The sequence below is a fragment of the Thiothrix lacustris DSM 21227 genome (genome assembly GCF_000621325.1).
Classification (GTDB): domain Bacteria; phylum Pseudomonadota; class Gammaproteobacteria; order Thiotrichales; family Thiotrichaceae; genus Thiothrix; species Thiothrix lacustris.
On the sequence record NZ_KK211257.1, the window covers coordinates 1 to 24,657 of the forward strand.

The window sequence follows — 24,657 nt, forward strand, 5'->3', positions numbered from 1 at the left end:
TGTCAAGTCCCGATAGATCATATGCTTTCTTTTTGAATAAATCTGGCTTCTTTTTCTGCCATTCCTTGAGTGCTTGAATAGGGGTTTTGTATCCCAGTGCTTTCTGGGGAATGCAGTGGTTGTAGAGCCGTTCATAATGTTTGATCGCGTCAGCCAGTTCATTGGATGAGGCGAAACGGGTGGTTTGCAACCAGTCGCTGATACGTCCGTTGAAGCGTTCTACCATGCCGTTGGTTTGGGGGTGGCGTGGCTTGGTGAGGTGGTGTTCAGCCTTGATGCGCTCACAGGCTTTGTCGAATTTATGCTTGCCTGTGGGGTCACGTTCCCCTTTACGGGTAAAGCGGTCGGTGAATTCCTTCCCATTGTCGGTCAGCACGTATTGCACCTTGATGGGGAAGCGCTGCTCTACTTTACCCAAAAAATCCGCTGTACTGGCAGCCGCTTTGTCGGGGTAAATGGCAAGGCACACCATACGACTGGCACGGTCGATGGCGACATACAGGTATTGGTGTTCCTTTTCGTCGGGCATCTTCGGCAAGTATTTGATGTCAATATGGATATAGCCGGGTTCGTAGTCCTTGAACACCTTTTTCGGTGGCGGCTCCTCGCCATACAGTTCCCGCTTCATTACCGCCAGGTTGGCGATCCCATGGCGACGCAGGCAGCGGTCTATACCCGAACGGCTGGCGGCGGCATTGATATATTCTTTGGTGATGTGGGTCAGGTCATCCAGCGACAGCAGCAGGGTCTTGCGTAGCTCCACCACCAACCATTCCTGTACCTCAGTCAGCGTGGTGTGCAGCGTATCGGGACGGTGCGATTTGTCCGTCATCTCCTCACGGTTCTGCCATTTGCGGATCGTCAGGCGGCTGACATTGTATTGTTTCGCCAGTTCTGCTTGCGTGAGCGGCGATGCCTTGATTTCACTGCGTAATTTCGGGGTTGTCCGTGCTTCGGGATGCAGTTTCATGTACGCTTTGCCTTGTAGCCATGGGTGGATAAGATGCCTTCAAGGATAGCCCGTGCTTTGAATAATGGGTAGCTCCTTGAGGGAATATGATCCCATGGGACATGACAACTATTCTTATGGAGTGTATATTTATGCGTTTCCTATTCAGCAAACCATTGCACAATTCTGGCCGGAAATGTCTTTTGTTTATTATCTCTGTGTGACTGCTGTTATAACTATTATACTGGCGGCTTTGTCATGGCATATAATTGAACGTCCAGCTTTAAAGCTGAAACCTCGCCAGCGAGTTAACACAAATATTTGACTTAAGTGTGGCGATATAAATTTTTTATACTAAAAACTTCCGTTATCTATATAAATCCATCGATAACTATTTTCCATCTGCTTGATACTAAACTGCTCTTCCAGTAGTTTCCAGCTAGCAAACCCGAAACGTTCAAGTAATGTCTTATCTGATACCAGTACTTGGATAGCAGCAATTGCCGCCTCGCGCCCTTGAAACAAAAATCCATTACGCCCGTTTTGCACAATATCCACATGCCCCGTGCACTCGCTCAATACCAATGGCAATCCCTGACACATAGCTTGCAAAGCAGATAGCGGTAATCCTTCCCACAATGAAGTAGATAAATAGATAGTCGCTTGTTGCAGGTGTGTGGTTACTTCAGATTGCTCAACCCAGCCAGTGCAATGAATATTCGGTGCTGTCAATAGATGACGCAGCTCGCCGTCTCCAATCCAGATAAAGCTGATGCGTGGTTGATCAAGAAAAGCCTGAGCAATCTCATTAAATAACGCTGGATTTTTCTGTTGAGAAATTCGCCCTGCGACGATCACCTTGCAATGAGTATCGGTATCAGTCTGTGGTGTTGCTGGCATCTCTGTGCATTGAACTCCATTGTTAATATAATCAGCGGGAATACCATAACCTTGGAAAGCTGCCGCTTCCGATGCCGAACAAGCAATAACCTGCCCACCACACCAATGGCCGAATTTTTCCAGCCAAATAAATAGTGCCTGTTTAGCGGGTGATACATCCTGCCGCAAAAAAGCCGCCCCGTGCGGTGTATAAATAACCCGTGCAGGCAAGCGCAACAGCCCGATAGCCAAGCGCCCTAAAAATCCAGCCTTAGAGGAATGCAAGTGAATAACATCGCCTGTTTGTTGTTTAAGTAAGCGCATCAAATAATAGAGTGCTAGGCTATCATGCACGGGTGCGATATCCCGTGTGACGTGTTGCCAAGGAATGAGTGTTACACCAGCCGGAAAAAGTGCCGCATAGTAAGGGGGCGTATCAGGACGTTCGCCATGAATAACAATGTGTTCAGCATCTGGCATGGCATGGGTCAATTGCACCACAAAATGCAATACGCCAGCAGCGAATGATTCGACCACATGAATAACCTTCATCAATGCCTCGTATAAGTCTTGGTGTAAAAACCTTGGTAGGAACCGAACGTGTCTGTAACAATAAGCAGAGTAATCGATGAGCAAAGTACACTCAAGCGCTAGAAGAATAGGATATTTACCATGAAGAATCATGCCAAGGGGCTACCGTCTATCACCATGTTGAACTCATGGCTGCTGATTCTGCTTGCTTTCAGTTTTATGTTAAGCATGGCAGCCGGTAATATTTTAATGGCACTAATTCTGCTGTTTTGGTTGGTCGAAGGTAATTTTTCTGAGAAGTACCAACAGGTAAAGCACAACCCCTTTGCATGGGCATCCGTGGCTTTTGTGGGCTTACACTTTCTTGGCTTATTATGGACAAGTGATTGGGATTTTGCTGCATTTGTTTTGAAAAAAGAATTCAAGTTCCTGATGGTTCCCGTATTAATGACAGTGCTGAGACGTGAGCATATTCCGTATTACCTGCTGGCGCTCTTGGCGTCGATGGTGCTGATGGTGGGAATTTCCTATGGCATTTATCTGGGCATTTTACCGCCTTACGCTATTTTTGGGCTGGAAACCGTGCAAGACCCAACCCCGTTTGTGGGGCATATCGTCTATAACCCGGTGTTGGCGTTTACCCTCTACATGCTGCTTTATGCCGTGTTCCTGCTGGATAATGTTTCGTGGAAGCTCAAGGCGCTCGGCTTGGTGCTGTTTGGCGTGATGGGCGTCAACATGTTCCTGACCCAAGGGCGTATGGGGCAATTGGTATTCCTGATATTGCTGTCGCTGTTTGTGTTCCAATATTATCGGGGTAAGGTGCTCAAACCAGCCTTGATTGCTTTGTTGCTGGTGGTGACGATTGCCCCAGCGGCTTACCTGTTCAGCCCCGTGGTGAAGGATCGGGTGAATCTGGCTGTCCACGAAGTGCAGAATTACCAGCAAGCACCCAACTCCAGCATGGGGTTACGGGTCATTATGCTGTTGAATTCGTTTCAACTCATTGAGGAAAATCCGCTGCTGGGGGTGGGTACGGGTGACTATCGGCAAGAGTATGCACGGGTGAATCAAGAAAACTTCCCCGAAGCGACGCGTGGCGAAGTGCTTGCGCACCCGCATAATGTGTATGTGCAGGAAATGGTGCAATTTGGGGTATTGGGTTTGCTGGTGTTGGGCTACCTATTTTACGTGATGTTGCGCTTGTATCAGCGGTCTACCAGCCCGTTCCGCCCGGTGATGCTGGCGTTTCCGCTGTTCTATTTTGTGATCTTTTTCTCTGACGGCTATATCATGGATCATTACCTAACGTTCCTGTTCCTGCTGTTGGGTTCGATTTTGTATGTCGATCAGGCTCGTCTTCGTGATTAAGAAAATCCTCGTTATTATCCGGCGTTCCAATGGTGATGTGCTGTTGGCTTCCCCACTGATCCAAGGTCTCCATGAATATTACCCAGGGGCAGTGATTGATCTGCTCGTAAACGACGATACGTTGGGTATTGCGAAAACCTTGCAGCCGATTCGCCAGATTCAGGTGTACTCGTATCAGTGGAAAAAGCTGCCTAAGTGGCAACGCTTACAGAAAATCGTTGGGTTAATGCGGGCGCTGTTCCGGCGTTATGACCTCGCGATTTCGCTAACCGCCACGGACAGCAGTGTGTTGTATGCGCTGTTGGCTGCACGGCGTGCCATCAGCACCATTGACGCTGAACCACGTAAAAACTGGTGGAAAAAGCGTTTGTTGAGCGGGTATTACGTACTCGACCCCGCGCGTCACACCTTGTTGAATAATCTGGAACCTCTGCGACTGTTGGGTATTCCAACCGCGAAGATTGCGCCCACGGTGCATTGCTCGGCATCCAGCAAGGCGGCGGTATTGGCAAAGCTTCAGGCGAATAACCTTGAGCGATTCATGATTTTTCACCCTTCAGCACAGTATGGCTACAAGGTTTATCCCGCGCATTTGCGCCATACGCTGCTGCAACAACTCAGCACATTGGGGATGCCGATTGTGGTGACAGGGGCAGCAACGGCCTTGGATTTGCAGATCAAAGCCACCTTGCCCGTGCTGGATAATGTCTACGACTGGATCGGTGAAACCAGCCTCGACGAATACATTGCCCTGAGCGAATATTCGCAAGCCTATGTGGGCGGCGATACCCTGAACATGCACATTGCAGCCGCGCAAAACAAGCGGGTGTTTGCCATTTTTGGCCCCACCTTATTGGAGGCTTGGTCACCCTGGTCGAACGCTTTGCAGTGTAATGCTACCCGCAGCCAGCCCCAGCAGACCTATGCCAATATCACGGTGTTTCAGGCTGATATGCCGTGCGTACCGTGCGGGAAAAAGGGTTGTGATGATCAGCTGGGGGTGAGCGAATGCTTGCAGCGGATTGAGCCGGGGATGATCATTGCCGCCGTCAACGCTTGGTTGCAACAGGAGCAATCGTGAAAATTTCAGTTATTGTGACCACGTATAACCGCCCACGCGCGTTGGAAATTGTGTTGCACAGCTTGTTCCAGCAACAGCGTTTGCCCGATGAAATTTTGGTGGCGGATGATGGTTCAACGCCAGAAACCGAAGCCTTGCTGACGGCGCTGCAAGCACGTTCGCCTTGCCCCTTGCGCCACGTTTGGCAAGCGGATGATGGTTTCCGTGCCGCCGGGATTCGTAATCAAGCGGTTGCGCAAGCCACCGGCGATTACCTGATTTTCTTGGATGGCGATAGCGTGGTGTTAGCGAATTTTATTGCCCAGCATGAACGTCTGGCAGAAAAGGGCTGGCTGGTGGCGGGTAATCGGCTGTTATTGAGTGAGGTTCTGACGGCAGATTGGGAAGCAGGGCGCTGTAATCCACTGCATTTTTCCGCGTTGGCTTGGTTGGGGCAACGGCTGGCGGGCAAGGTAAACCGCTTATTGCCTTTGATCCGCTGCTCAACCACAGCGTCGTGGCGCAAAAAGAAACCTGCCGCTTGGGCAGGCGCAAAAACCTGTAATTTAGCGGTATGGCGGCAGGATTTTGTCGCGGTTAACGGTTTCGATGAGCTGTTCCACGGCTGGGGGCATGAAGATGCCGATCTTGCCATTCGGCTTATCCATCAGGGCGTATCGCGCAAAGAAGGGCGCTTTGCTGTGCCTATCCTGCACTTGTGGCACAAGGAAAGCCCACGCGACTTTGAATCGGCGAACCTGCAACGTTTACAATCACGTCTGGCGGATAAAACCTTTATCCGGGCAATCAAGGGTATGGAATAATGACAAAAATAAGTGGGTTGGTGATCACCTACAACGAAACGCAGCACATCCGTGCTTGCATTGAATCGTTGTTGCAAGTGTGCGATGACGTGGTGGTGGTTGATTCTTTGAGCAGCGATGACACCGCCGCGAGGGCGACAGCCATGGGCGCGACAGTGATTCCGCAAGCGTTTCTGGGTTATGGCCCGCAGAAAAATCATGGTCTGGCGTTTTGCAAGCACGCATGGGTATTGAGTCTGGATGCGGATGAACGCTTGGATGCGGATGCTATCGCCGAGATTCAGCGCTTGGATTTGGTTAATAGCCAGTACGATACGTATGCTTTTCGCCGTAAAAACCTGTTCCATGACAAATGGATACGTTGCACAACCTGGTATCCCGATCATGTGCGGCGTTTATTCAACCGTGAAAAGGTGCGCTTTTCCGAGGCGCAATGCCACGAAAAAGTCGAAAGTGCGGCACATACCGAACTGGATTCACACATCATCCATTACTCGTTCAGCGACTACCACGACATGCTCCACAAGCTGAATAAGTATTCCACGCAATACGCTGAGGATAATATTGGCAAGAAAAAGCGTGTTAGCGTGTGGTCGCCGCTGTTGCATGGGCTGTTTGCCTTCCTCAAAAATTACTTCATCAAGGGCGGGATGTTGTGCGGGTTTGATGGCTTCAATATTTCCTTGCTGAATGCGCTGGGGTCGTATTTCAAATACGCCAAGCTGCTGGAAAAACAGCGTTACACGGGGGGCAAGCCATGAAAGTCAGCGCTTGTACCTTTATCCGCAATGGGCAGATTTTGGGCTACCCGTTTGTGGAATCAATCCGTTCCGTGTTGCCCATCGTCGATGAATTCGTGATTGCGGTGGGGCAAAGTGACGATGATACCCTCAGCATCCTCAAAAGCTTGAATGAACCCAAGTTGCGCCTGATCGAAACCGTGTGGAACGAAAACATGCGGGCGAAAGGCTATGTGTACGGTCAGCAAAAAATGCTGGCGCAGTTCGCGTGCACTGGCGAATGGATTTTCTATTTGGAAGCCGATGAAGTGCTGCATGAAAACGACTTGCCGATCATTCAGGCGAGTATGCAGCAATACCTGCATGATGATCGTGTGGAGGCGCTGATTTTCGATTACTTGCATTTCTACGGCAATGCCAACACCTACTTGTGGTCGCCGGGCTGGTATCGTCGCGCCCCGCGCATTATCAAAGCATCGGTCAGAAGCTATGCGCCCGATGGCCTGTTCTGGCTGGTGTTGGATTCCAACAAGCACGGGCGTTACCCCAAAGCCGCGCACAGTGGGGCGACGATGTACCATTACGGTTGGGTCAGGAGCGAGGAACAGATGAACCTCAAAGCCAGCCGCGTGGAAAAGTACTGGAACAAACAAAACGCCGCGATTGATTACCGCGATATGGATGGACGCATCCTGCGCGAATTCACGGGAACTCATCCGGCGGTGATGCAGACTTACTTGCCCAAGGAATCCGGCCTGTTTCAGGTGAACCCCGCGTACCAGCCGAGCCGCAAGCAGCAAAAACACGGGTGGATGCTCAAACTGGAACGCTGGTTCGGGCTGGAACTCAGCAAAAAACATTACACGCTGGTGAAATAACTCATGCTCTACCTGCACCCTTCCAATCAGCTTGAACAGCTTGCCAGCCAGTTTGCCGAGTTGCAGCGCAAACAGCCTTTAGCGCCGTTGGCAACCGAACAGGTGGTGGTGCAAAACAGCGGCATGGGGCGCTGGTTGTCGTTGCAAACCGCCAGCTTCAACGGTATCGCTGCCAACATCCGTTACCTGTTCCCGGCGGAAATGACCTGGGAATTGCTGCGCATGGTGTTGGAGTCTGTGCCGGAAAAAGACCCGTGCGCTCCGGCAGTGATGCGCTGGCGTTTGTTTGATATTTTCCTGCAAGAGCCAGAGGCATGGCCGGAGCTGGCACGTTACCTTGAGGGTGGTGCAACGGCGGCGTGGCAACTCGCCGCGCAACTCGCCAAAGTGTTTGACCAATACCTGTTTTTCCGCCCGGACTGGATTCGGGAATGGGAGCAGGGCAAAGGCGGCCGTGATGATTGGCAAGCCCGGCTGTGGTGGCGAGTAGCGGGCGAGCAGCAATTGCCGCATTGGGTACGCTTGCAGGAACGTTTTGCCCATGCACTGGCAGCAGTCGATAAAACCAAATTGCCGCAACGTATCTGCTTTTTTTCCGTGCCGGTGTTGTCGCCCGGTTATGTGCAATTGTTGGGGAAGGTCGCGGAATACCTCGACATCCACATCTACCTGATGAACCCTTGCGAGGAGTATTGGGGCGATATCGAGACGGAAAAACGCAAGCGTAAGCAACAGGCGGATGTGCAGGATTATTACCATGTGGGCAATCCCTTGCTGGCATCATGGGGGCGGCAAGGGCGTGATTTCCTTGATTTGCTGATCGAAGCCAACGCGGATATTGACGATTTATCGCTGTTCCATGAGCCGGATGAAACCACCCTGCTGGGGCGGGTACAGGCCGATATGTTGTATCTGCGGATGCCGGAAGAGGGGGAGGAGACAACAGCAGATTCTTCCATCGCTTTCCATGCCTGCCATTCGCCGATGCGTGAAGCGGAAGTGCTTTACGATCAGTTGTTGGCCTTGTTCGCGGCTAACCCCGATGTGACCCCGGCAGACGTGGTGGTGATGACGCCCGACATCGACACTTACGCGCCGTATCTGGATGCAGTGTTTTCGAGTGCGCCTTACCCTTTGCCGTTCAGCATTGCCGACCGTAGCCCCGGTTACGTCCAGAGCATTACCAATCTGTGCGAACGGTTGCTGGAGATTCCGCAAGGCCGTTGTGACGTGGAAAGTGTATTGGCTTTGCTGGAATTCGAGGAAGTCCGTACCCGTATCGGAGTGGATGAGGCGCAAGTGATGCAGTGCCGCGCGTGGATGCGGGCGGTGAATATCCGCTGGGGTGCGGATGCCGGAATGCGCCCGGAATTGGGGGGAGCGGCGACACCCGAACACACTTGGCGTTACGGCCTTGACCGTTTGCTGCTGGGTTATGCCATGCCGGGTGAGGAACTGTTCGGCGGTATCCTGCCGTGGAATGAGATCGAAGGCAGTCAGGCCGAAATACTGGGGCGCTTGCAACAGGTGCTGGATGCGGTGTTCGAGCTGGCCAGTTGGGGACAGCAACAACACTTAGTCACGGAATGGAATCGGCGTTTCCGCTATGTATTGGAAATTGTGGCAGGCGAAGACGCGGCACTACAATCGGTGTGGCAGGCGCTGGAAAATCTGGAAAAAACCTTGGGGCAAGCCGGTTTCGAGCAGCCGATTGTGTGGGCGGTGTTCCAAAGTGCGCTGGCGGAATTACTCGACAAGCGCAGCGAATCCGACGGTTTTCTGGGGCGGGGGATTACTTGTTGCGCTCTGATGCCGATGCGTACCGTGCCGTTCCGTTTCGTTGCCCTGATTGGTATGAATGACGGCATTTATCCGCGCCGCGATGCTCGTGCTAGCTTCGATCGCATGGGGCTGGAGATCAAGCGCGGCGACCGCCTCAAGCGTGACGAAGACCGTTACTTGTTTCTGGAAAGTATTCTGTCTGCCCGTGACTGGTTATACATCAGCTACATCGGGCAAAGCCCGCATGACAATAGCGAATTACCGCCGTCGGTGCTGGTCAGCGAACTGATGGATTATCTGGAGCGCTGCGTGCCAGGTAGCCGTAAAACCCTGCTGAGCAAACACCCGCTGCAAGCCTTCAGCCGCAAATACCTGCGCGGCGACAATGATTTGTTCACCTACAACCCGTATTGCCTGCCTGACGCAAACACTTCCCCAATGCTCCCCGGCTTTGCTCCTCCCCTGATAAGGGGAGGCTGGGAGGGGTTTCTGCCTCCCCCCGACCCTGCCTCCCGCTATGTCAGCCTTGCCAATTTGATCCGTTTTTACCAGCATCCGGCGCGAGTATTCCTGAAAGAGCGTTTTGGTTTGCGTTTGGCTGAATATACCGATGAGTTGCCGATTCGTGAGCCGTTTGGGTTGGAACAATACCGTGATCGTGAGGTGCGAGCGTGCATTTTTCAGCAACTGAAGCAGGCCTTGCCCGCCGCGACCGCTGAACCTTTGTTGCGGGCGCAAGGCTTGTTGCCACACGGTAAACCCGGCGAACTGGCTTTCAAAAAAGAGGTTGCGGTGACGGAGGCATTTTTCCAAAGCCTACAGCCGTTGCCAGTTTTGGAGCGTGAGTCCTTAAGCTTGACCTTGGGCGAGTTTCACCTCAGTGGTACGGTGGCAAGTCTGGATAAAGCTGTCGGACGTAAGGTGTGCGAATTTGGCAAACTGAGCTATTGGAACTGGTTGGATATTTGGCTGCACCATCTGGCGCTCAATACCTTACGAGAAAGTGATTGCCCGCACCGCACGCTGATTGATACGCCAGAGCACAGTTTTCAGCTGGAGCCAGTAGCTGATGCCCGCGAGCAGTTACAACAACTGCTGGATTGGTATTGGCAGGGCTTGCAGGAGCCGTTGGCATTTTTCCCGAAGTCGGTCTTTGAGGCTTGTGACAATAAAACGGGGGAGATGAAGTGGGATGCTGCCCATAAAACCTGGAATGGCGACACTTTCTCGGGGCGTGAGTGCGATAAACCCGAATACTCCCTGCTTTACCGTGGCATCAACCCGTTGGAAGAACAGGAGGATGCTTGCATGGATATTACGCAAGGCGTATTCGGGAATATGTTTAGGGCTAAGGTTAGCGTAAAGAAATAACTGGCCAGCCGTTGGCTAAGGCCGTTGCTTTGAGTATGTCATCCGGGTCAACCGCAACGGGGTTGTCGACCATTTCTAGCAGCGGCAAGTCATTGCGTGAATCGCTGTAGAAATAGCTACTGCTGAGGGTTTCCGCGCTGGTTTCCAACCAATGTTGCAGGCGGGTGACTTTGCCTGCCTGAAAGCAGGGTATGCCATCAATTTCACGGGTGTAGCGCCCGTCGACGATTTTCGGTTCAGTGGCCAATAAATGTGGAATGCCAAACGCCTCGACAATCGGGCGGGTGATGAAGCTGTTGGTGGCGGTAATCACCATGAGGGTGTGGCCTTGGCTGCGGTGTTTTTCTACCAAGTGCCGAGCGGTGTCGGTGATCAACGGTTGGATAATGCTGGCCATGAATTCACGGTGCAGTTCGGCCAGTTCAGCCATGCTGCGTTCGCTGAGTGGCTTAAAAGAAAATGCTGCGAATTCGTGAATATCCAACACGCCTTGTTTGTACTGATCGTAAAAGTACTGGTTGGCGGTGGCATATTGGTCGCGCTCCACCAATCCCTTGTTGACTAGAAATTGCCCCCATTCGTAGTCGCTGTCGCTACTCAGGAGGGTGTTATCCAGATCAAAAAGTGCCAATGTCATGCTTTTTTCGCTCCGTCTGTGGAAAACCGATGATTGTACCTGCTTTTTGCCAGCGTTAAATTGCTGAATCATGACAGTTATGGAAAAATCAGGGGAAGTTAAGCTTTGGAGAGTGAATCGTGATTGATCAGGAAGGATTCAGAGCCAACGTTGGCATTATCCTCTGCAATTGCGACGGGAAAGTGTTTTGGGGGAAACGGTTGGGACAGGACTCCTGGCAGTTTCCGCAGGGAGGAATTGATCAGGGAGAAACACCGACAGACGCGATGTTCCGTGAATTGTACGAAGAAGTCGGTTTACGGCACGATCAAGTGCAAATAGTCGGGGAAACTCGTGGATGGTTACGTTATCGGATCCCTCATTACATGATTCGCCGTCGTGCGAGGCCGTTGTGCATTGGGCAAAAGCAGCGTTGGTTTTTGCTGCGTTTGCTGTGCAATGACTATGATGTCAATTTGGAGGCTACCGGGAAACCGGAGTTTGATCATTGGGAATGGGTGGACTATTGGAAGCCTGCCAACCAAGTGGTCTTTTTTAAACGTCGGGTCTACCATCGGGCGCTGAATGAATTAGCGCCGTTGTTGGAGTAAGAAGCCCCTCCTAACCTCCCCTTAGCAGGGGAGGAACAAGGGGGGGATCTTAAAATGGCTTCACAATCGCCAGAATCACGATCACGATCAGCAGCACGCTGGGGGCTTCATTAAACCAGCGATACCATTTGTGGTCGTGCGTGTTTACATCATTCCTGAATTTGATCATCAGCTTGTAGCAAGCATGGTGATAACCCAGCAACAGCACAATCAGCAGCAGTTTGAGGTGGAACCAGTGACTGGCTACCAATAGATACTGCCAGTTCATCGCCAGCATGATCAAACCAAACACTAGCGTAATGCCTGCGCCGATGGTCATGATCGCAAACAGCCGCCGTTCCATGATTTTGAACAGGGTAAAACTGCCGCTGTTTTCGGGCATGGCGTGGTACACATACAGGCGCGGCAGGTAAAATAAGCCTGCAAACCACGTCACCATAAAGATCACGTGGATGGCTTTGATCCATTCGTACATGGTTTATCCTTTCAGTAAATCGCGGACTTTTTGTTCCAGTTCCGCAGCATCCCATTCGCCCATTTTTCTGGCGGCAACATTGCCTTCAGCATTGATCAGGAACGAGGTGGGCGTGACTCGCACGTCAAACTGTTTTACCAGTTCGCCGCTTTTATCATGGGCGACCGTATAAGTCATGCCTTTCTGGGTGCGCATTGCCTGAATTTCAGCAGGGACATCATAAGGCATGGCGACGCCAATGATGCGGAAACCGCTGCCTTGCATCTTTTGGTCGAGCGCTTCTAGCACCGGAATTTCTTTCACACAGCCGGGGCAGGACGTTGACCAGAAGGTCAGCATATACGGTTTGCCTTGCAAGCTGCCAAGGTTAAGCGTTTCACCGTCAAGGGTTTTTACGTTCAAGGCGGGGGGGACTTGCTGTACGCCCTTGTTGGGCATGAACAGAAAAAATGTCAGCAAGCCAATGATAAGCGCCAGTATGGCTATTCCTTTCGTATCCAGTTTCATAGTGCCTGAGGTTGTTAATCGTTAAGGAAGGCGTATTATACAGGGATTTTTCAAGCTGATAGAAATAAGGGGTCGTGTGAAAAGGAAGATTGGTATTGTTGGCGCGACAGGTTATACCGGCGTGGAACTGTTACGGTTGTTGGTGAGCCACCCTGACGTTGAGATTACTTGCGTGACTTCCCGTGAACATGCGGGTAGTCGGGTGGATGCGATGTTCCCCAACCTACGCGGTTATCTCGATCTGGCATTTACTGCGCCTTCTGATGAAGCCCTGAGTGCTTGTGATCTGGTGTTCTTTGCGACCCCCAACGGTGTTGCGATGAAAAGCACTCAGACGTTGCTGGATGCTGGCACGAAAGTCATTGATCTCGCCGCTGATTTCCGTATCAAAGATATTGCGATCTGGGAAAAATGGTATGGGATGCAGCACGCTAGCCCGAACTTGGTCGAAGAAGCGGTGTATGGTTTGCCTGAATTAAACCGTGAACATATCCGCCAGGCGCGTCTGGTTGCTAACCCGGGTTGTTACCCGACTGCGGTGACCTTAGGGTTGTTGCCATTAGTGGAGAATGGCCTGATCGATTTGGAAGGAATTATTGCTGATACCAAGTCTGGGGTGAGTGGTGCAGGGCGTAAAGCCGAGGTTCATGCCTTATTGGCAGAGGCTGGCGATAATTTCAAAGCCTATGCGGTTGCCGGACATCGTCATCAGCCAGAAATTGCTCAAACGCTTTCCACTGTTGCGCAAATATCAATAGATCCTGTTTTTGTACCCCATTTATTACCTATGATTCGCGGGATTCACGCTACACTCTATGCCATGCTGAGTGTTGAAGCGGCGCAAGCTGATTTACAGCAACTGTACACGACCCGTTATGCCAACGAACCCTTTGTGGATGTCATGCCAGCGGGGTCTCACCCAGAAACCCGTTCGGTGCGTGGTGCTAATGTTTGTCGGATGGCGATTCACCGCCCCGGTAATGCCCGTCGTGTTGTGGTACTCTCAGTGATTGATAACCTCGTCAAAGGTGCAGCGGGGCAGGCAGTGCAGAACATGAACCTGATGCTCGGTTTATCAGAACACATCGCGTTGCAGCAGCCGGGGTTATTGCCCTGATATTATGAAAAAGAGATAGTCAGCCCGCATGAGCTTAGAGTATAAATTCGAAAATCGTGGGACAGTACAAGTACGTCCTACGGGTAGTGATAAGCGCAGCCCTTGCTGGTATATGTTAGTAGCTCTATTATTGTTATTCACTGCATTAGCAGGATGGCTTTTTTTTAGTGGTTATTTAACGCCTGCTTCATCCTCTAGTGGTATTCACGCGGTGACCTTGCGCGGTAAAATGGACGAGCAAGAACGGTTGCTTACCGAGCAAACGGCTTCTATCCGCGAGCTTGAGGCTAAGTTGGCCTCGGCTAAGCGTGATGCAGATGTACAGACCGCTGCCAATGCAGAGCTTACCCGGAAATTTTCTGCCACTGAAGCGGATCTGACGACAGAGCGTGGCAAATTGGCTTTATACGAGGAAATTCTTTCACCGGAGGGGTTGGAGCAAGGTGTGCACTTGCAATACTTCGGTATTAAAGAGCGTCTAGTTGATGACGATGGTAAGAAAATCAACGGCAAGCATTTATATAACTATCATTTAGTATTGGCGAATATTCGGGGTGGTGATACGGCTGTAAAAGGCAGTTATAGTATCGCTATCAGCGGAAAACAGAATGGCAAAGCTGCCAGTGTGTTACACAAGGATGTCACCCCTGATAATGAGAAGGTGTTAAGTATATTTGATGTGAAACATTACCAAAGTCTTGAAGGTAATTTGGTTTTCCCTAAAGATTTTGTGCCAGAATCCGTTAAAGTGAAAGTAAGTCTTGATTCTGGTGAAACACCTGAACGCCTAACCAAGAGTTATGACTGGTCAAGTTTCAATAAAATCAGCGCTGCCAAGTCTGAGTCTGATTTAACCGTATCTACCACAAAGGAGTAAACAAAGCATGTTCGGAAAGTCTGCCAAAAGTAGCGGTGGTAGTATGCCTGCCAGTAGCAGTAGCAATCACAGCCACGGCGACCAGAAAATTCGTAGCGCGACGATTGATACCATGATTGGCAAAGGTACGACCATTGACGGTGACTTACGTTTCTCCGGTGGCTTGCATGTGGAAGGTGTCATTAAAGGTAATCTGGCAGCAGACGGTGAAGATGCTACCTTGATCCTCAGTGAGCACGGTCATATCCAAGGCGAAGTTCGCGTACCTAGCATGGTACTGAACGGCATGATTGACGGTGACGTTTTCGCGTGTGGCAAAGTCGAACTGTTCGAGAAAGCTCGCATTTGCGGTGATGTGTATTACAACCTGCTGGAAATGGCAGTCGGTGCAGAAGTGAATGGTAAGCTGGTACGTCAGAAGCCTGAAACGGGCAAGTTTGCTACTCCGCCAACAGCCCTAATAGCACAGGCTTCCACTGACGACGAATAAGGCTTTTTGCCTTGTGGCTTAAGCAGTGATAACGTCACATCATACAATCATTTTGCAGGAGATATTTGCATGACCGTTGAAACCGCCATTCCTTCCCCGCTGGTCTTTACCAATGCAGCGGCAACTAAGGTAAAAGCACTGATTCAGGATGAAGGCAATGATGCGCTGAAACTGCGCGTATTCGTACAAGGTGGCGGTTGTTCCGGCTTCCAGTACGGCTTCACCTTTGATGAAAACATGAACGAAGATGACACGGCTGTGGAAAACGGCGGCGTGACGCTGCTGATCGACCCGATGAGCTTCCAGTACATGGTTGGTGCAGAAATCGACTATACCGAAGGCTTGGAAGGGGCGCAATTCGTGATCCGTAATCCGAATGCGACCACGACTTGTGGTTGTGGGTCATCTTTCAGCCCGTAAGTAGCAGATGGTAAGCATCTAAAAAAGGCCGCTTTCGCGGCCTTTTTTATGGTTTAGGCTTAACCTGTATTGCGCATCCCTGCCGCAATGGCATTGATGGTGCGTAACAAGACTGGCAGCCACGGCGAGTCGGTATTGCCAGTTTCTTCTACATACTGGCGATGCCGCCGGATCAGGGTGATCTGGATGTGGTTCAACGGGTCAAGGTAAGGGTCACGGCGTTGCAGTGAATATTGCAGCAACGGAGTGTCTTCCATCAGGGTTCCCAGACGCGCTGTTTTCAGTACCTCATCTACCGTGAGGTTGTATTCGGTGCGGATATTGGCAAATATTGCCTGAGCACTGGCCTGATCGGTGGCCAATTCGGCGTATTCACTGGCGGTATCCATTTCCCCTTTGTACAGCGCCATTTGCGTGTTGCTGAGCAGGGAACGGAATGCAGGCCATTCGTTATACATGCGTTCCAGCAGGGCACTGTTGTCCGGGTGGGCTGCGCGGAACGTGCTGAGTGCCGTGCCGATGCCGTACCAAGCGGGCAGGGTATGGCGCGATTGTGCCCAGCCGAATACCCACGGAATCGCGCGGATCGAGCCTTTGTCACGCACGGTTTTCTTGCGGTGCGAGGGGCGCGAGCCAATGTTCAGCAAGGCAATTTCCTGCACCGGGGTAGCTTCGTAGAAATAGTCCATCAATCCCGGTGTCCAGTCGGTCAACTGGCGGTAGCTGTGTTCACCCGTTGCGGCGATGTCGCTCATGGCATTGAGGAATTCTTGCGGGTAAGAGCCACGCTTTTTCAGCAAGCCGATGCTGGCCTTGAGCAGGCCAGTGCTGCCAACGCCGAGCTCATACACCGCTGTTTCCACGTTACTGTATTTGGCTGCCAAGACTTCACCTTGTTCGGTGAACTTGATCTGCCCGTGAACGGTGTCGGGGGGTTGCGCAATAATCGCTTCGTGGGTAGGGCCACCGCCACGCCCGACTGTGCCGCCACGCCCGTGGAACAAGCGGCATTTGACGCCGTATTTGTCAGTGAGGGTGATGACTTCTTTTTGCGCGTTGTACAAGTTCCAGTTGGAGGCGAGGATGCCGCCATCCTTGCACGAGTCGGAATAGCCCAGCATGACTTCCTGCATATTGCCGGATGCACTCAGTAAGAGGCGATAGGCTTCATTTTCCAGCAGGTGACTGAGCACTTCGGTAATACGCTTGAGGTCGTCGATGGTTTCAAACAGCGGTGAAATCTGGATATTGCAGAATAGTTTGCGGTTGGCATCGTAGCCGACTAGCCCGGCCATGTGTGCCAGCAGCATGACTTCCATGATGTGGCTGGCATGGTGGGTCATGGAAATGACGTAAGTACCGAAAATGCCTGCCCCGGCTTCGTTGCGCATTTCCAGCATACTGTCGAAAATTTCCAAGGTTTCGGCGGTACGTTCGCTGAGTTTGGGGCGGTGCGGCATGGGTAGGCGTGGGCGTAGGATGAGTTCGGCGAGGATTTCCATGCGCTCGTTTTCGGGCAGTTCCAGATAGTTATGGCACAGGCCGGAAAGTTGCAACACTTCTGCGACCGTTTCGCTGTGGATGGTGGATTCTTGCCGGATGTCGAGTTTGTACAAACCAAAGCCGCAGGTTTCCGCGAGGCGGATCAGGTCTTTGAGTTCGCGCCCGGCAATCACGTGGTCGCCGTGGCTACGCAGCGAGTCGCGGATCAGGTATAGCTCTTGAATAAATTCGGTAACATCGGTGTAAGCATCAGTTGAGAGGTTGGCGTGCCCGTGTTCCAAACGTGCATTCACCGCATTGAGGGTTTCCTGCAATTTATGATGCATGATGCTTAACAAGCGGCGGTAAGGCTCTTGCTGGAAACTTTCTTGCGCGTAGTGGAAAACAACTTCGCCGATGCCAATGCGCTGGTCTTCTTGTTGCAAGTAGGCGCTGAACTCAGGTGTTGGTGTAATGAATTCCAGCGAGTGTGAGAGGATAGAGCGTAATGCTTTGACGCGCTGGGTGTATTCTTCCAGCGCTAGTTGCATTTGCATACGAATGGCTTGGCGGGTGAGTGCTGGGGTGACGAAGGGGTTGCCGTCACGGTCACCGCCGATCCAGGAGCCGAAGCGGAGGAAGCTGGGAACGATGACTGAGCCTGAGCCATAAGTGATACGCGCGGCTCGTTCGTAATAGCGGTACACGGTGGGGATGGCATCAAACAGCGATTCGCGGAAATAGTACAGGCCGTAACGGATTTCGTCTTCCACCGTGGGTTTGCGGGTACGCACTTCGTTGGTGCGCCACATGAGCTGGATCTGGGCTTTGAGGTGGCGGATTAGGGATTCGCGTTCGCTGGCTTCGGGGTTGTTAGAGAGTTGGTCGATGACGAGGAAGATGCGGCGCTGGATTTCCATCATACTGCGGCGGCGGGCTTCGGTCGGGTGTGCGGTGAATACGGGGGTGTAACGCATCTGGTTGAACAGGAATTGTAATTCTTCCGCTGTCATGCCGTTTTGTTGCAACTCTAGTACGGTGCGGCGTACTGAGCCTTTCCACAGGGCGCTATCGGCTTTCTGGATTTCGCGGCGACGTTCCCTGTGTTGGAAATCTTCCTCAACGATATTGGTGAGGATGTAGAAGGTGTTGAAAGCGCGGATGACTTGTTCCAGCATGTCCACGTCTAACCCGTCGATGAAATTCATCATGTCGGTGCGGATGGTGTCATCATTGCCCGTGCGCAGCAGGATGTAACCTCGGCGCAGCTTTTCAACAGCGTTATAGACGGCTTCGCCCTCCTGCTCCCTGATGACTTCACCGAGTAGTTCGCCGAACTGGCGGCTATTTTCCTGCAATTTGGCAACGTCGAATGGCTTGTCTGTGGTGGTATTCATAATGTGTGATCTTCCCAGCTAGTTGATGCTTAATACATGCAAAAATGAGGCCTTCATTATGCCTTAAGTGCTACCTGCGACAAAGGGGGGTGACAATTTGATGAAATATTCCGTTTTTGCTGCATCGCAACAAAAAACTGATTGACAGTGTTTTCAGAACGCGTTATTGTGCACTGCATCAAATGCAGAAACGCATTAAGAAACCAAACTTAAAAACCGCACTAGGAAATATGACATGCAAAACGAAATGATGAACATCGTAAAACAATTCAATGACAGCGCAATGGCTTCTGCTAAGAAGATCGGCGAACTGAACATGAAAACATTTGAAACACTGGCTACCAAGCAAGCTGATCTGGTTAAGTCTTGTGTTGAAATGGGCACTAAAAACGCTGAAGCAGCTACCAAGGTAAAAGACCTGACTGAGCTGAACACTATGCAACAAGAAGTTACTCGCACTTGTGGCGAAAAATGGGTTGCTAACATGCGTGAAGCCACTGAAATGCTGACTTCTGTTCGTGACGAACTGACAGCGATCATGGAAGAAGCTGCAAAGTACACTCAATCTGGTGCTGAGCAAGCTGTAGAAGCTGGCAAGAAAGCAGCAACTGAAGCTGTTGAAAAAACCACTGCTGCTGTTGAAAAAGCTTCTGCTGAAGTTGTTGAAATGACTAAAGAAGCAGCTGACAAAGCTGTTGATGCAACTAAAAAAGCAGCTGCAAAAGCTAAAGTTGCTTAATTAAGTTTTCAGGATTATCGATTTTAATCGGCAGTGGGCTGGGGTGTAACTCCTCCTCCTCTCCTCTCTCTAGCGACTCAGCCCACTAATCCTCTATTGCCCGCTCTTGCAGCGGGCAATTTTTTGTCTGAAATTTAACACTCTGAATCATCGTTTAGGGACAAGTGATCATCAAACTCCAGCGCTTCTACGATTGGCATGGCCTTGCCAATAATGCCTTGTAGTGATCCGTACATGGCGGTGGTGCTGCTGATAACCCGCTGTAGCTGTTTTTCACGCTCATGCCAATGTTTTTCCATAGCGCGGCGTTCTTTGTGGATTTGGGTTTGCATCGCCTCAAACGCTTCGATGATGGTTTCAACCCGTTGCCGAAATTCATCTTGGGAAAAATAGCGCCAGAGTAACTCCATTTTGGTCTCAAGCCCTTGATTAGCGGCATTGGCGTATCTGACTTGAATCAACTGTTCGCGCAATACGGCGGCAAGGGCTGGCCAGCTTTTTAGGTCACTGACCCAGATGTTGTCGATACGTCCGAAACCATGAATCTGTTCCGGTACGATCACAGAGACTATGATGGCAATCGCTGCCCCGGCACTGCGCTGATCTTCTTTGAGTTTGTCTAGCCAGATGGGTTGCCATGTTTTGGTATTTTTTGATTCCCATATAATCGTGCCACAGGCTTGTAACTGGTTGTTCATGACGGTCTGGATAATGTCGGCACCGCGCATTCCTTTGAGCACAGGTTGAATGTGGTCGTGCGGGAAGTTGTATTGCAGTGTGCTTTGTATGTCGAGTTCCAGCACTTCCCCTTGTAATTCTTGTGAGCCAAGTTCGCCTCGGCGTTTGGCGTTGTCCAGATCCCTGATTAGGTTAAGAATCTGTTGGTCTTTTTGTTTAAGTTTGAGTGCTTGCTCTTCTGCGAGTTGATTACGCAGGTTGTATTCCAGTTGTTGGCGCGAATGGTCCAGGCGGCGTTGGATTTCCTGTTCCATATTGTTGGCGCGGGTTTCTAGCTTGGCTTTTTCTTCACGTAAGGCTAGTTCCGCTTTGTTAGTCGCGCTGATGCGTTGTTGGAGCAGGGCAATTTCTTGCAGGGCTTTTTGTTGTTGCGTGGCTACTTGTTGTTGCATGGCTTGCAGCTCGCCTTGGAGACGTTCTTGTGCTTGTTGTTCGGCTCGGGTGGTGGCTGCATGGATGGCACGTTGTTGCTCTTCTGCCAGCTCCTGCCGCATTTCTCCACGCAATAGGTCAGAAATGGCAATGGTCGTGCCACAGTGGTGGCAGGTGATCGTGGTGTCTTGCATGGTTATTCAGCACTTGGTTACTCGGCGTTTAGAGTATAGGCGTTGTGTGTGCGAATGGGCAGTGTGGCAAGCTTGTCAGGCGAGGCGAGGTTGGATTAGGCGTTGATCGTGATGAGTATCTGGGCGTTATAGTCGTTCAGGCCATATTCCAATACCTTTTTGGCATGTTGTCCAAATTGTGCTTCAAAATCGGCGGCACTGTATTTTGTGCAGCATACGGCGATGCAGTTCTTGGTTATGTAGAGATCTGCGTAATGTTCGTCGGTGAAGACGATGGCTCGTTTCCATTTTTCGCCAATAACTACGTAATTTTTCATGAGAAAGTACCTGTGTTGAATCTTAAATTTGTCTGTTGTTTGATGTTGGACGCAGGATGCGCCCTTAGGGTTCACACATAGCGTAACAATTTTGGTGCAATGCAGCAAATTTTAAGGAATATTCGGTACGATTAATAAAAACAATTGGTTAGTGATTAAATTTGTGGTTCGTGACGATGTTGTTCTGAGTGCGGTGTGAGTGTATCGCCGGGCCTGGCGTTTATGTAGCAGGCGTGTTTGCCGTCACTGTAGCCAATGCGGTAGAACAGGCCTAGCGCTGCGGTGAGTACGATACTAGCGAATGTTTGAAATAGCCCAAAGGAGGCGATGACTGTTCCTAGTACCCAAAATAGGCCGATGCCAGCCAGAATAGCGCCCATTAGAATGAAGGAGATGCGAATTCCCATCAGAAGCCCCGTAATATCTTATTATTAATAAATTCGTTTGATGATAGCAGTGGGTGAGAGGGGTGTATAGAGGGTACGAAGAAAATCCCTTAGCAAAAAAAGCCCCTCTTTTGATAAGGGAGAGGTTAGGAGGAATTGCTTCGGGGATCGTGTTCATGCCGTGACAAAGCAGGGGATAAACAGAAGCCTTTTCGGTGTAAGCGGTTGCCACTTTCCGCTATCATACCTCCCTTTCGTGCGCACCTCGCGTGAGCCGAGTGCTGACGAACTCGCCCGTTTGCAGGCATTGCTGACCTACGAAGAAACGCAAGGCAGCCACGATTTCAGCGGAACGCTGTTCCTCGTCACCCCGCGTGCCGGGACGATTTCCCCTTGGTCAAGCAAGGCCAGCGACATCGCCCACAACTGCGGCCTGACGATGGTGGAACGGGTAGAGCGCGGTGTCGCCTACGACGTACAAACCACCGCGTCACTCACCACCGCCGAGCGTGGCGCAATCGCTGCGCTGTTGCACGACCGCATGACCGAAATGGTGCTGGCAGACACGCAAGATGCGATTGTCCTGTTCAGCGAAGCCGAGCCTGCGCCATTGCGCTACGTCGACATTTCGGACGACGCATCGGCGGCACTCGCCAAAGCCAACACTGACTGGGGCTTGGCACTTTCCCCGGATGAAATCGACTACCTCGCGGAAAATTACGCCGAACTCCAGCGCAACCTCACCGACGTAGAATTGATGATGTTCGCGCAAGCCAACTCCGAACATTGCCGCCACAAAATCTTCAACGCTGACTGGATTATCGACGGCAAAGAACAGCCCAAATCGCTGTTTGCCATGATCCGCAACACTCCCCAATTAGTAAACAACGTTAACGTTTTGAAAATTTAACGCTAAGATGAAATTCCCAAGAATTTTTTGTTTTTTTTCATCAGAAAAGTCCCGCTTCATAATATCATTATCCCAGTAATCTATACTGGATTTATCTAGAATAAAGCAAGCCTTGCCACCAGATTTTCCAATATCTCCTTCTAACGTTAGAACGTTGTTTCCTTCCCGATACTCCATTTCATACCGACTAATACATTGAACCTCAAAGCCTTCGCTGCTTCTGACACCTTGCTTATTTAACCATTCAAACATGCTAACCTCTTAATATGATAGTAATTTTAAAGTAAGATATATCTACCTAATTATTTTTATTTAAAATTGGCTTCTAACTTCGGTTTGAGTTGTAATTCATCTAATCCTGTAACGTTTGGATTTATCCAAAGTTCTAGTTTTTCAACGCGTTGATAAATAGTTTGAGGAGTAACCTGCCCTAAAACAGATCTAACCTGACCACTTGATTGTTTTACTGCTTGTCGCGAAACGTCTTCCCATACACTGACGGCTTCTTCCAATGTCAATGGCGAGTCTTTAGAAAAAAGGTCAAGACCAGCTAAATAACTTCCTCCGGGTGTTTGCTGTAGTGTAGTTCCTCCCTGTTTAATGGCATAAGTATTGGAAATTTCTGGCCCGTATTTTCCCAATCCTGCCCAAAGTATTAGTTGATCACGCTTACTACTTACTCCTAAAGATAAAGCGTGATCAACAATTTCTTGGGTAGATTTGCCGATAGCAGGATGACTTGGTGGCGGTGCTAACGGTTTTGCATCTCTGATTATATCATTCGTATTAGCGGCTGTTTTTCCTATCGGGAGTTTCCCCGGCGTATAGGCATCTGCCACAGCTACTCCAGAAAGTGCGAGTGCTTTGCCATATTGCCCTAGCTTGTACGCAGCATAGGCTTCCGGTATCAGCATAATATCAGGCAGCACGAACTCCGCTACTGTCTGATAGTTCTCCATCTTTTCTTTAACATTTGTATCGTTGTAACCTTCGCCCCATTCTCCCATCAAGTTTTGGCGGTTGAGAGCGAAGGCACGTTCTGGGCTAATGCCGACAGTTTCAGCATAGAGCTTTGCATTCTGGCTTACTACTTCACGGTTAATGTAGTACGTACTGTAGTTATCGACAGGCTCTTTTGTACCCCATATCCAATGCGGCTCACCTTGAAGTACGCCGTCTGTTTCACCTTGAGCTTCCAGCCATGCCCGTACCTCACGATTGTCCGGCAAGAGTTGTTCGTAGGTATAATCCGCCAATTGCACCGCTTCCGACATCAGGAGCTTGAATGCTTCTGCTTCCGTGATGCCTTTTTCTTTGGCAAGCTGTTTGGCTTGTACTTCGACCCAATCCACTTCCGTTTGATGCAACTGTCGGTTAAAGCGATCCGCCGTACTGGCGACGTTTGCGGCAAGCAACGGATCTTTGCCCAGCAACGCAGCGGATGCCGCCGATGCCAACACCGCAGCATTTTCCGACTGAAAGTATTCACCCGCCACACTGCCTGCCAAGCCCCCCACTGCACCACTGATACCATCGCCGTTAGCCACCGTCCCTGCTGCAAAACCCAGCGCGGTATGCGCGAGTTTGTGGGTGACATTATTCAGTTTGCCTTCGCTGTACAAATCCCCAATCTTATTTGCACCGATTTGGCTGACGATATTGGCAGCCGTGGCTTTGAGGCTGGATTTTGGCTGATCATCAAAATCCCCACCTTCAACCACCGTGCTAACCGTGGCACGGGTCACGCCATCCAACCGCGTGTTTCTGAAGCTGTTGCTGAGTTTGCTCGATAGCCCTGCGCCGATAACCGCGCTGGCAAGGGATTTGATATTGCCCTCATCCACTGCTTTGACAACATCACGGGCGGTGATGATCGTGTTCACAACAGAAGCAACGGGGGCAAGTGGTGTGAACTGGGCAATTTGTGCCACGGTACGCACAATAGGATTATCCAGCACCTTGTCGGTAAATTTATCAACGACTTTGCCTAAACCATGCCGATCTCTGGATGGGTCAAACGCCCCATTTTTATTGTTGTCTACGCCTGCCGTATGACCTAAACGGGTATTTTCTTCAATCGCATCCAACAAATCAGTGCCGGAAACGTTATAGGTTTTTCCTTGCGTCACTTGGAAATCTTGGCGAATGGCTGCTTGAAAGTCGGCATGGGTGGTTTCAAACAGGTCATTGTTGAATAGCATTGATGCTGCTTGGTTCGCCGTCGTAGCTCCCCTGAATCCACAGACATTGGCAGGTATGGTACGGGTGGTAATGTTGTTTATCACGGCAAGTTCACTCCCTGAACACAAAAGGCTTAGGAGAACGTAGCCTGCTCATTATCAAGCCGTGACAAAGCAGAGGATAAACAGAAGCCTTTTCGGTGTAAGCGGTTGCCACTTTCCGCTATCATACCTCCCTTGACAAACTGCCCATTGGTTTACCTCCATGCTGATCTTCCCCGGTAGCGTTGCCCTTTCCGAATTCCGCCGCAACAAGCTGTTAAATGCGCTGCAAGCGGCTGTGCCTGCGGTCTCTGGTGTACAAGCCGAATACATCCATTTCGTGCGCACCTCGCGTGAGCCGAGTGCTGACGAACTCGCCCGTTTGCAGGCATTGCTGACCTA

Annotated in this window: 23 protein-coding genes; 13 read left to right on the forward strand and 10 right to left on the reverse strand. The window is 50.7% G+C overall.

Translation table 11 applies throughout. The features are described from left to right. The coding region (locus Q394_RS0116745) for an IS481 family transposase (RefSeq protein ID WP_038141837.1) at positions 1-970 on the reverse strand (970 nt) is incomplete at its 3' end. Between the two features lie 333 nt (positions 971-1,303). After that, on the reverse strand, positions 1,304-2,512 hold the full coding sequence (locus Q394_RS20955) for a glycosyltransferase (RefSeq protein ID WP_084260517.1): 1,209 nt from the start codon (positions 2,510-2,512) through the stop codon (positions 1,304-1,306). On the opposite strand from Q394_RS20955, the gene Q394_RS0116755 reads away from it, so the two are divergent. From Q394_RS0116755 to recC, 6 genes are read left to right on the forward strand one after another with little or no spacing between them, the layout of a single operon-like run. Next, positions 2,501-3,730 carry an O-antigen ligase family protein gene (locus tag Q394_RS0116755; protein WP_028490250.1) on the forward strand — a complete coding sequence of 410 codons (1,230 nt, stop codon included), beginning with the start codon at positions 2,501-2,503 and terminating at the stop codon, positions 3,728-3,730. The genes Q394_RS20955 and Q394_RS0116755 overlap by 12 nt on opposite strands. Beyond that, the gene (locus Q394_RS0116760; protein WP_084260518.1) at positions 3,723-4,811 is read left to right on the forward strand and encodes a glycosyltransferase family 9 protein; all 1,089 of its coding nucleotides are present in this window, start codon (positions 3,723-3,725) and stop codon (positions 4,809-4,811) included. Before Q394_RS0116755 ends, Q394_RS0116760 begins: the two co-directional genes overlap by 8 nt. Next, entirely contained in the window at positions 4,808-5,614 is an 807-nt protein-coding gene (locus Q394_RS0116765; protein WP_245606811.1) for a glycosyltransferase family 2 protein, read from the forward strand. Before Q394_RS0116760 ends, Q394_RS0116765 begins: the two co-directional genes overlap by 4 nt. After that, positions 5,614-6,375, forward strand: coding sequence for a glycosyltransferase family 2 protein (locus tag Q394_RS0116770; RefSeq protein ID WP_028490253.1), 762 nt, complete (start codon positions 5,614-5,616; stop codon positions 6,373-6,375). Before Q394_RS0116765 ends, Q394_RS0116770 begins: the two co-directional genes overlap by 1 nt. Next, complete coding sequence (locus Q394_RS0116775) at positions 6,372-7,232, forward strand: glycosyltransferase (protein ID WP_028490254.1); 861 nt, start codon at positions 6,372-6,374, stop codon at positions 7,230-7,232. The genes Q394_RS0116770 and Q394_RS0116775 overlap by 4 nt, the downstream gene beginning before the upstream one ends. 3 nt (positions 7,233-7,235) lie before the next feature. Next, positions 7,236-10,385, forward strand: coding sequence for an exodeoxyribonuclease V subunit gamma (gene recC, locus Q394_RS20960; protein WP_051543528.1), 3,150 nt, complete (start codon positions 7,236-7,238; stop codon positions 10,383-10,385). Here the strand turns inward: recC and Q394_RS0116785 are convergent. Next, a complete protein-coding gene (locus Q394_RS0116785) occupies positions 10,369-11,022 on the reverse strand; it encodes a histidinol-phosphatase (RefSeq protein WP_028490255.1) in 654 nt (217 codons plus the stop codon). The genes recC and Q394_RS0116785 overlap by 17 nt on opposite strands. A gap of 119 nt (positions 11,023-11,141) precedes the next feature. Here Q394_RS0116785 and Q394_RS0116790 point away from each other — a divergent pair, with 119 nt between their 5' ends. Beyond that, the gene (locus tag Q394_RS0116790; protein WP_028490256.1) at positions 11,142-11,612 is read left to right on the forward strand and encodes an RNA pyrophosphohydrolase; all 471 of its coding nucleotides are present in this window, start codon (positions 11,142-11,144) and stop codon (positions 11,610-11,612) included. A 49-nt stretch (positions 11,613-11,661) separates the two neighbouring features. Here Q394_RS0116790 and Q394_RS0116795 read toward each other — a convergent pair whose 3' ends face one another. After that, a complete protein-coding gene (locus tag Q394_RS0116795; RefSeq protein WP_028490257.1) occupies positions 11,662-12,087 on the reverse strand; it encodes a CopD family protein in 426 nt (141 codons plus the stop codon). A gap of 3 nt (positions 12,088-12,090) precedes the next feature. Next, positions 12,091-12,594 carry a TlpA family protein disulfide reductase gene (locus Q394_RS0116800; RefSeq protein WP_028490258.1) on the reverse strand — a complete coding sequence of 168 codons (504 nt, stop codon included), beginning with the start codon at positions 12,592-12,594 and terminating at the stop codon, positions 12,091-12,093. 76 nt (positions 12,595-12,670) lie between these two features. On the opposite strand from Q394_RS0116800, the gene argC reads away from it, so the two are divergent. The 4 genes from argC to erpA all read left to right on the forward strand — a co-directional run bounded on the left by argC (position 12,671) and on the right by erpA (position 15,498). Further along, positions 12,671-13,711, forward strand: coding sequence for an N-acetyl-gamma-glutamyl-phosphate reductase (gene argC, locus Q394_RS0116805; RefSeq protein ID WP_028490259.1), 1,041 nt, complete (start codon positions 12,671-12,673; stop codon positions 13,709-13,711). A gap of 28 nt (positions 13,712-13,739) precedes the next feature. Next, positions 13,740-14,588 (forward strand): DUF6776 family protein, encoded by an 849-nt coding sequence (locus Q394_RS0116810; RefSeq protein WP_156946918.1) that lies wholly within the window; start codon positions 13,740-13,742, stop codon positions 14,586-14,588. A 7-nt stretch (positions 14,589-14,595) separates the two neighbouring features. Beyond that, positions 14,596-15,078, forward strand: coding sequence for a bactofilin family protein (locus Q394_RS20965; RefSeq protein ID WP_028490261.1), 483 nt, complete (start codon positions 14,596-14,598; stop codon positions 15,076-15,078). Between the two features lie 69 nt (positions 15,079-15,147). After that, the gene (gene erpA, locus Q394_RS0116820; protein WP_028490262.1) at positions 15,148-15,498 is read left to right on the forward strand and encodes an iron-sulfur cluster insertion protein ErpA; all 351 of its coding nucleotides are present in this window, start codon (positions 15,148-15,150) and stop codon (positions 15,496-15,498) included. A gap of 59 nt (positions 15,499-15,557) precedes the next feature. Here erpA and ppc read toward each other — a convergent pair whose 3' ends face one another. Beyond that, complete coding sequence (ppc, locus tag Q394_RS0116825; RefSeq protein ID WP_028490263.1) at positions 15,558-18,377, reverse strand: phosphoenolpyruvate carboxylase; 2,820 nt, start codon at positions 18,375-18,377, stop codon at positions 15,558-15,560. A gap of 235 nt (positions 18,378-18,612) precedes the next feature. Between ppc and Q394_RS0116830 the strand changes: the two genes are divergently transcribed. Beyond that, on the forward strand, positions 18,613-19,116 hold the full coding sequence (locus tag Q394_RS0116830) for a phasin family protein (RefSeq protein ID WP_028490264.1): 504 nt from the start codon (positions 18,613-18,615) through the stop codon (positions 19,114-19,116). A gap of 134 nt (positions 19,117-19,250) precedes the next feature. On the opposite strand, the gene Q394_RS0116835 is transcribed toward Q394_RS0116830, so the two are convergent. Continuing rightward, positions 19,251-20,420: a DUF2130 domain-containing protein gene (locus tag Q394_RS0116835; RefSeq protein ID WP_028490265.1), complete on the reverse strand. Its 1,170-nt coding sequence runs from the start codon at positions 20,418-20,420 to the stop codon at positions 19,251-19,253. 95 nt (positions 20,421-20,515) lie between these two features. Continuing rightward, complete coding sequence (locus Q394_RS0116840; protein WP_038141912.1) at positions 20,516-20,737, reverse strand: hypothetical protein; 222 nt, start codon at positions 20,735-20,737, stop codon at positions 20,516-20,518. 642 nt (positions 20,738-21,379) lie between these two features. Between Q394_RS0116840 and Q394_RS0116850 the strand changes: the two genes are divergently transcribed. Then, on the forward strand, positions 21,380-22,033 hold the full coding sequence (locus tag Q394_RS0116850) for a hypothetical protein (protein WP_028490268.1): 654 nt from the start codon (positions 21,380-21,382) through the stop codon (positions 22,031-22,033). Here Q394_RS0116850 and Q394_RS0116855 read toward each other — a convergent pair. Both Q394_RS0116855 and Q394_RS0116860 read right to left on the reverse strand, forming a co-directional pair. Then, positions 22,001-22,285 carry a hypothetical protein gene (locus tag Q394_RS0116855; protein WP_028490269.1) on the reverse strand — a complete coding sequence of 95 codons (285 nt, stop codon included), beginning with the start codon at positions 22,283-22,285 and terminating at the stop codon, positions 22,001-22,003. The genes Q394_RS0116850 and Q394_RS0116855 overlap by 33 nt on opposite strands. A 56-nt stretch (positions 22,286-22,341) precedes the next feature. Next, positions 22,342-24,318 carry a DUF637 domain-containing protein gene (locus Q394_RS0116860; RefSeq protein ID WP_156946919.1) on the reverse strand — a complete coding sequence of 659 codons (1,977 nt, stop codon included), beginning with the start codon at positions 24,316-24,318 and terminating at the stop codon, positions 22,342-22,344. Between the last annotated feature and the right edge of the window lie 339 nt (positions 24,319-24,657).

Bases quoted from the DNA above. Each gene is read 5' to 3' on its own strand.
- erpA (WP_028490262.1), top strand. From the start codon at position 15,148: ATGACCGTTGAAACCGCCATTCCTTCCCCGCTGGTCTTTACCAATGCA.
- Q394_RS0116835 (WP_028490265.1), bottom strand. From the start codon at position 20,420: ATGCAAGACACCACGATCACCTGCCACCACTGTGGCACGACCATTGCC.
- Q394_RS0116855 (WP_028490269.1), bottom strand. From the start codon at position 22,285: ATGTTTGAATGGTTAAATAAGCAAGGTGTCAGAAGCAGCGAAGGCTTT.
- Q394_RS0116775 (WP_028490254.1), top strand. From the start codon at position 6,372: ATGAAAGTCAGCGCTTGTACCTTTATCCGCAATGGGCAGATTTTGGGC.
- Q394_RS0116810 (WP_156946918.1), top strand. From the start codon at position 13,740: ATGAGCTTAGAGTATAAATTCGAAAATCGTGGGACAGTACAAGTACGT.
- Q394_RS0116830 (WP_028490264.1), top strand. From the start codon at position 18,613: ATGCAAAACGAAATGATGAACATCGTAAAACAATTCAATGACAGCGCA.
- ppc (WP_028490263.1), bottom strand. From the start codon at position 18,377: ATGAATACCACCACAGACAAGCCATTCGACGTTGCCAAATTGCAGGAA.
- Q394_RS0116755 (WP_028490250.1), top strand. From the start codon at position 2,501: ATGAAGAATCATGCCAAGGGGCTACCGTCTATCACCATGTTGAACTCA.
- Q394_RS0116800 (WP_028490258.1), bottom strand. From the start codon at position 12,594: ATGAAACTGGATACGAAAGGAATAGCCATACTGGCGCTTATCATTGGC.
- Q394_RS20965 (WP_028490261.1), top strand. From the start codon at position 14,596: ATGTTCGGAAAGTCTGCCAAAAGTAGCGGTGGTAGTATGCCTGCCAGT.
- Q394_RS0116840 (WP_038141912.1), bottom strand. From the start codon at position 20,737: ATGAAAAATTACGTAGTTATTGGCGAAAAATGGAAACGAGCCATCGTC.
- Q394_RS0116795 (WP_028490257.1), bottom strand. From the start codon at position 12,087: ATGTACGAATGGATCAAAGCCATCCACGTGATCTTTATGGTGACGTGG.
- recC (WP_051543528.1), top strand. From the start codon at position 7,236: ATGCTCTACCTGCACCCTTCCAATCAGCTTGAACAGCTTGCCAGCCAG.
- Q394_RS0116770 (WP_028490253.1), top strand. From the start codon at position 5,614: ATGACAAAAATAAGTGGGTTGGTGATCACCTACAACGAAACGCAGCAC.
- Q394_RS0116785 (WP_028490255.1), bottom strand. From the start codon at position 11,022: ATGACATTGGCACTTTTTGATCTGGATAACACCCTCCTGAGTAGCGAC.
- Q394_RS20955 (WP_084260517.1), bottom strand. From the start codon at position 2,512: ATGATTCTTCATGGTAAATATCCTATTCTTCTAGCGCTTGAGTGTACT.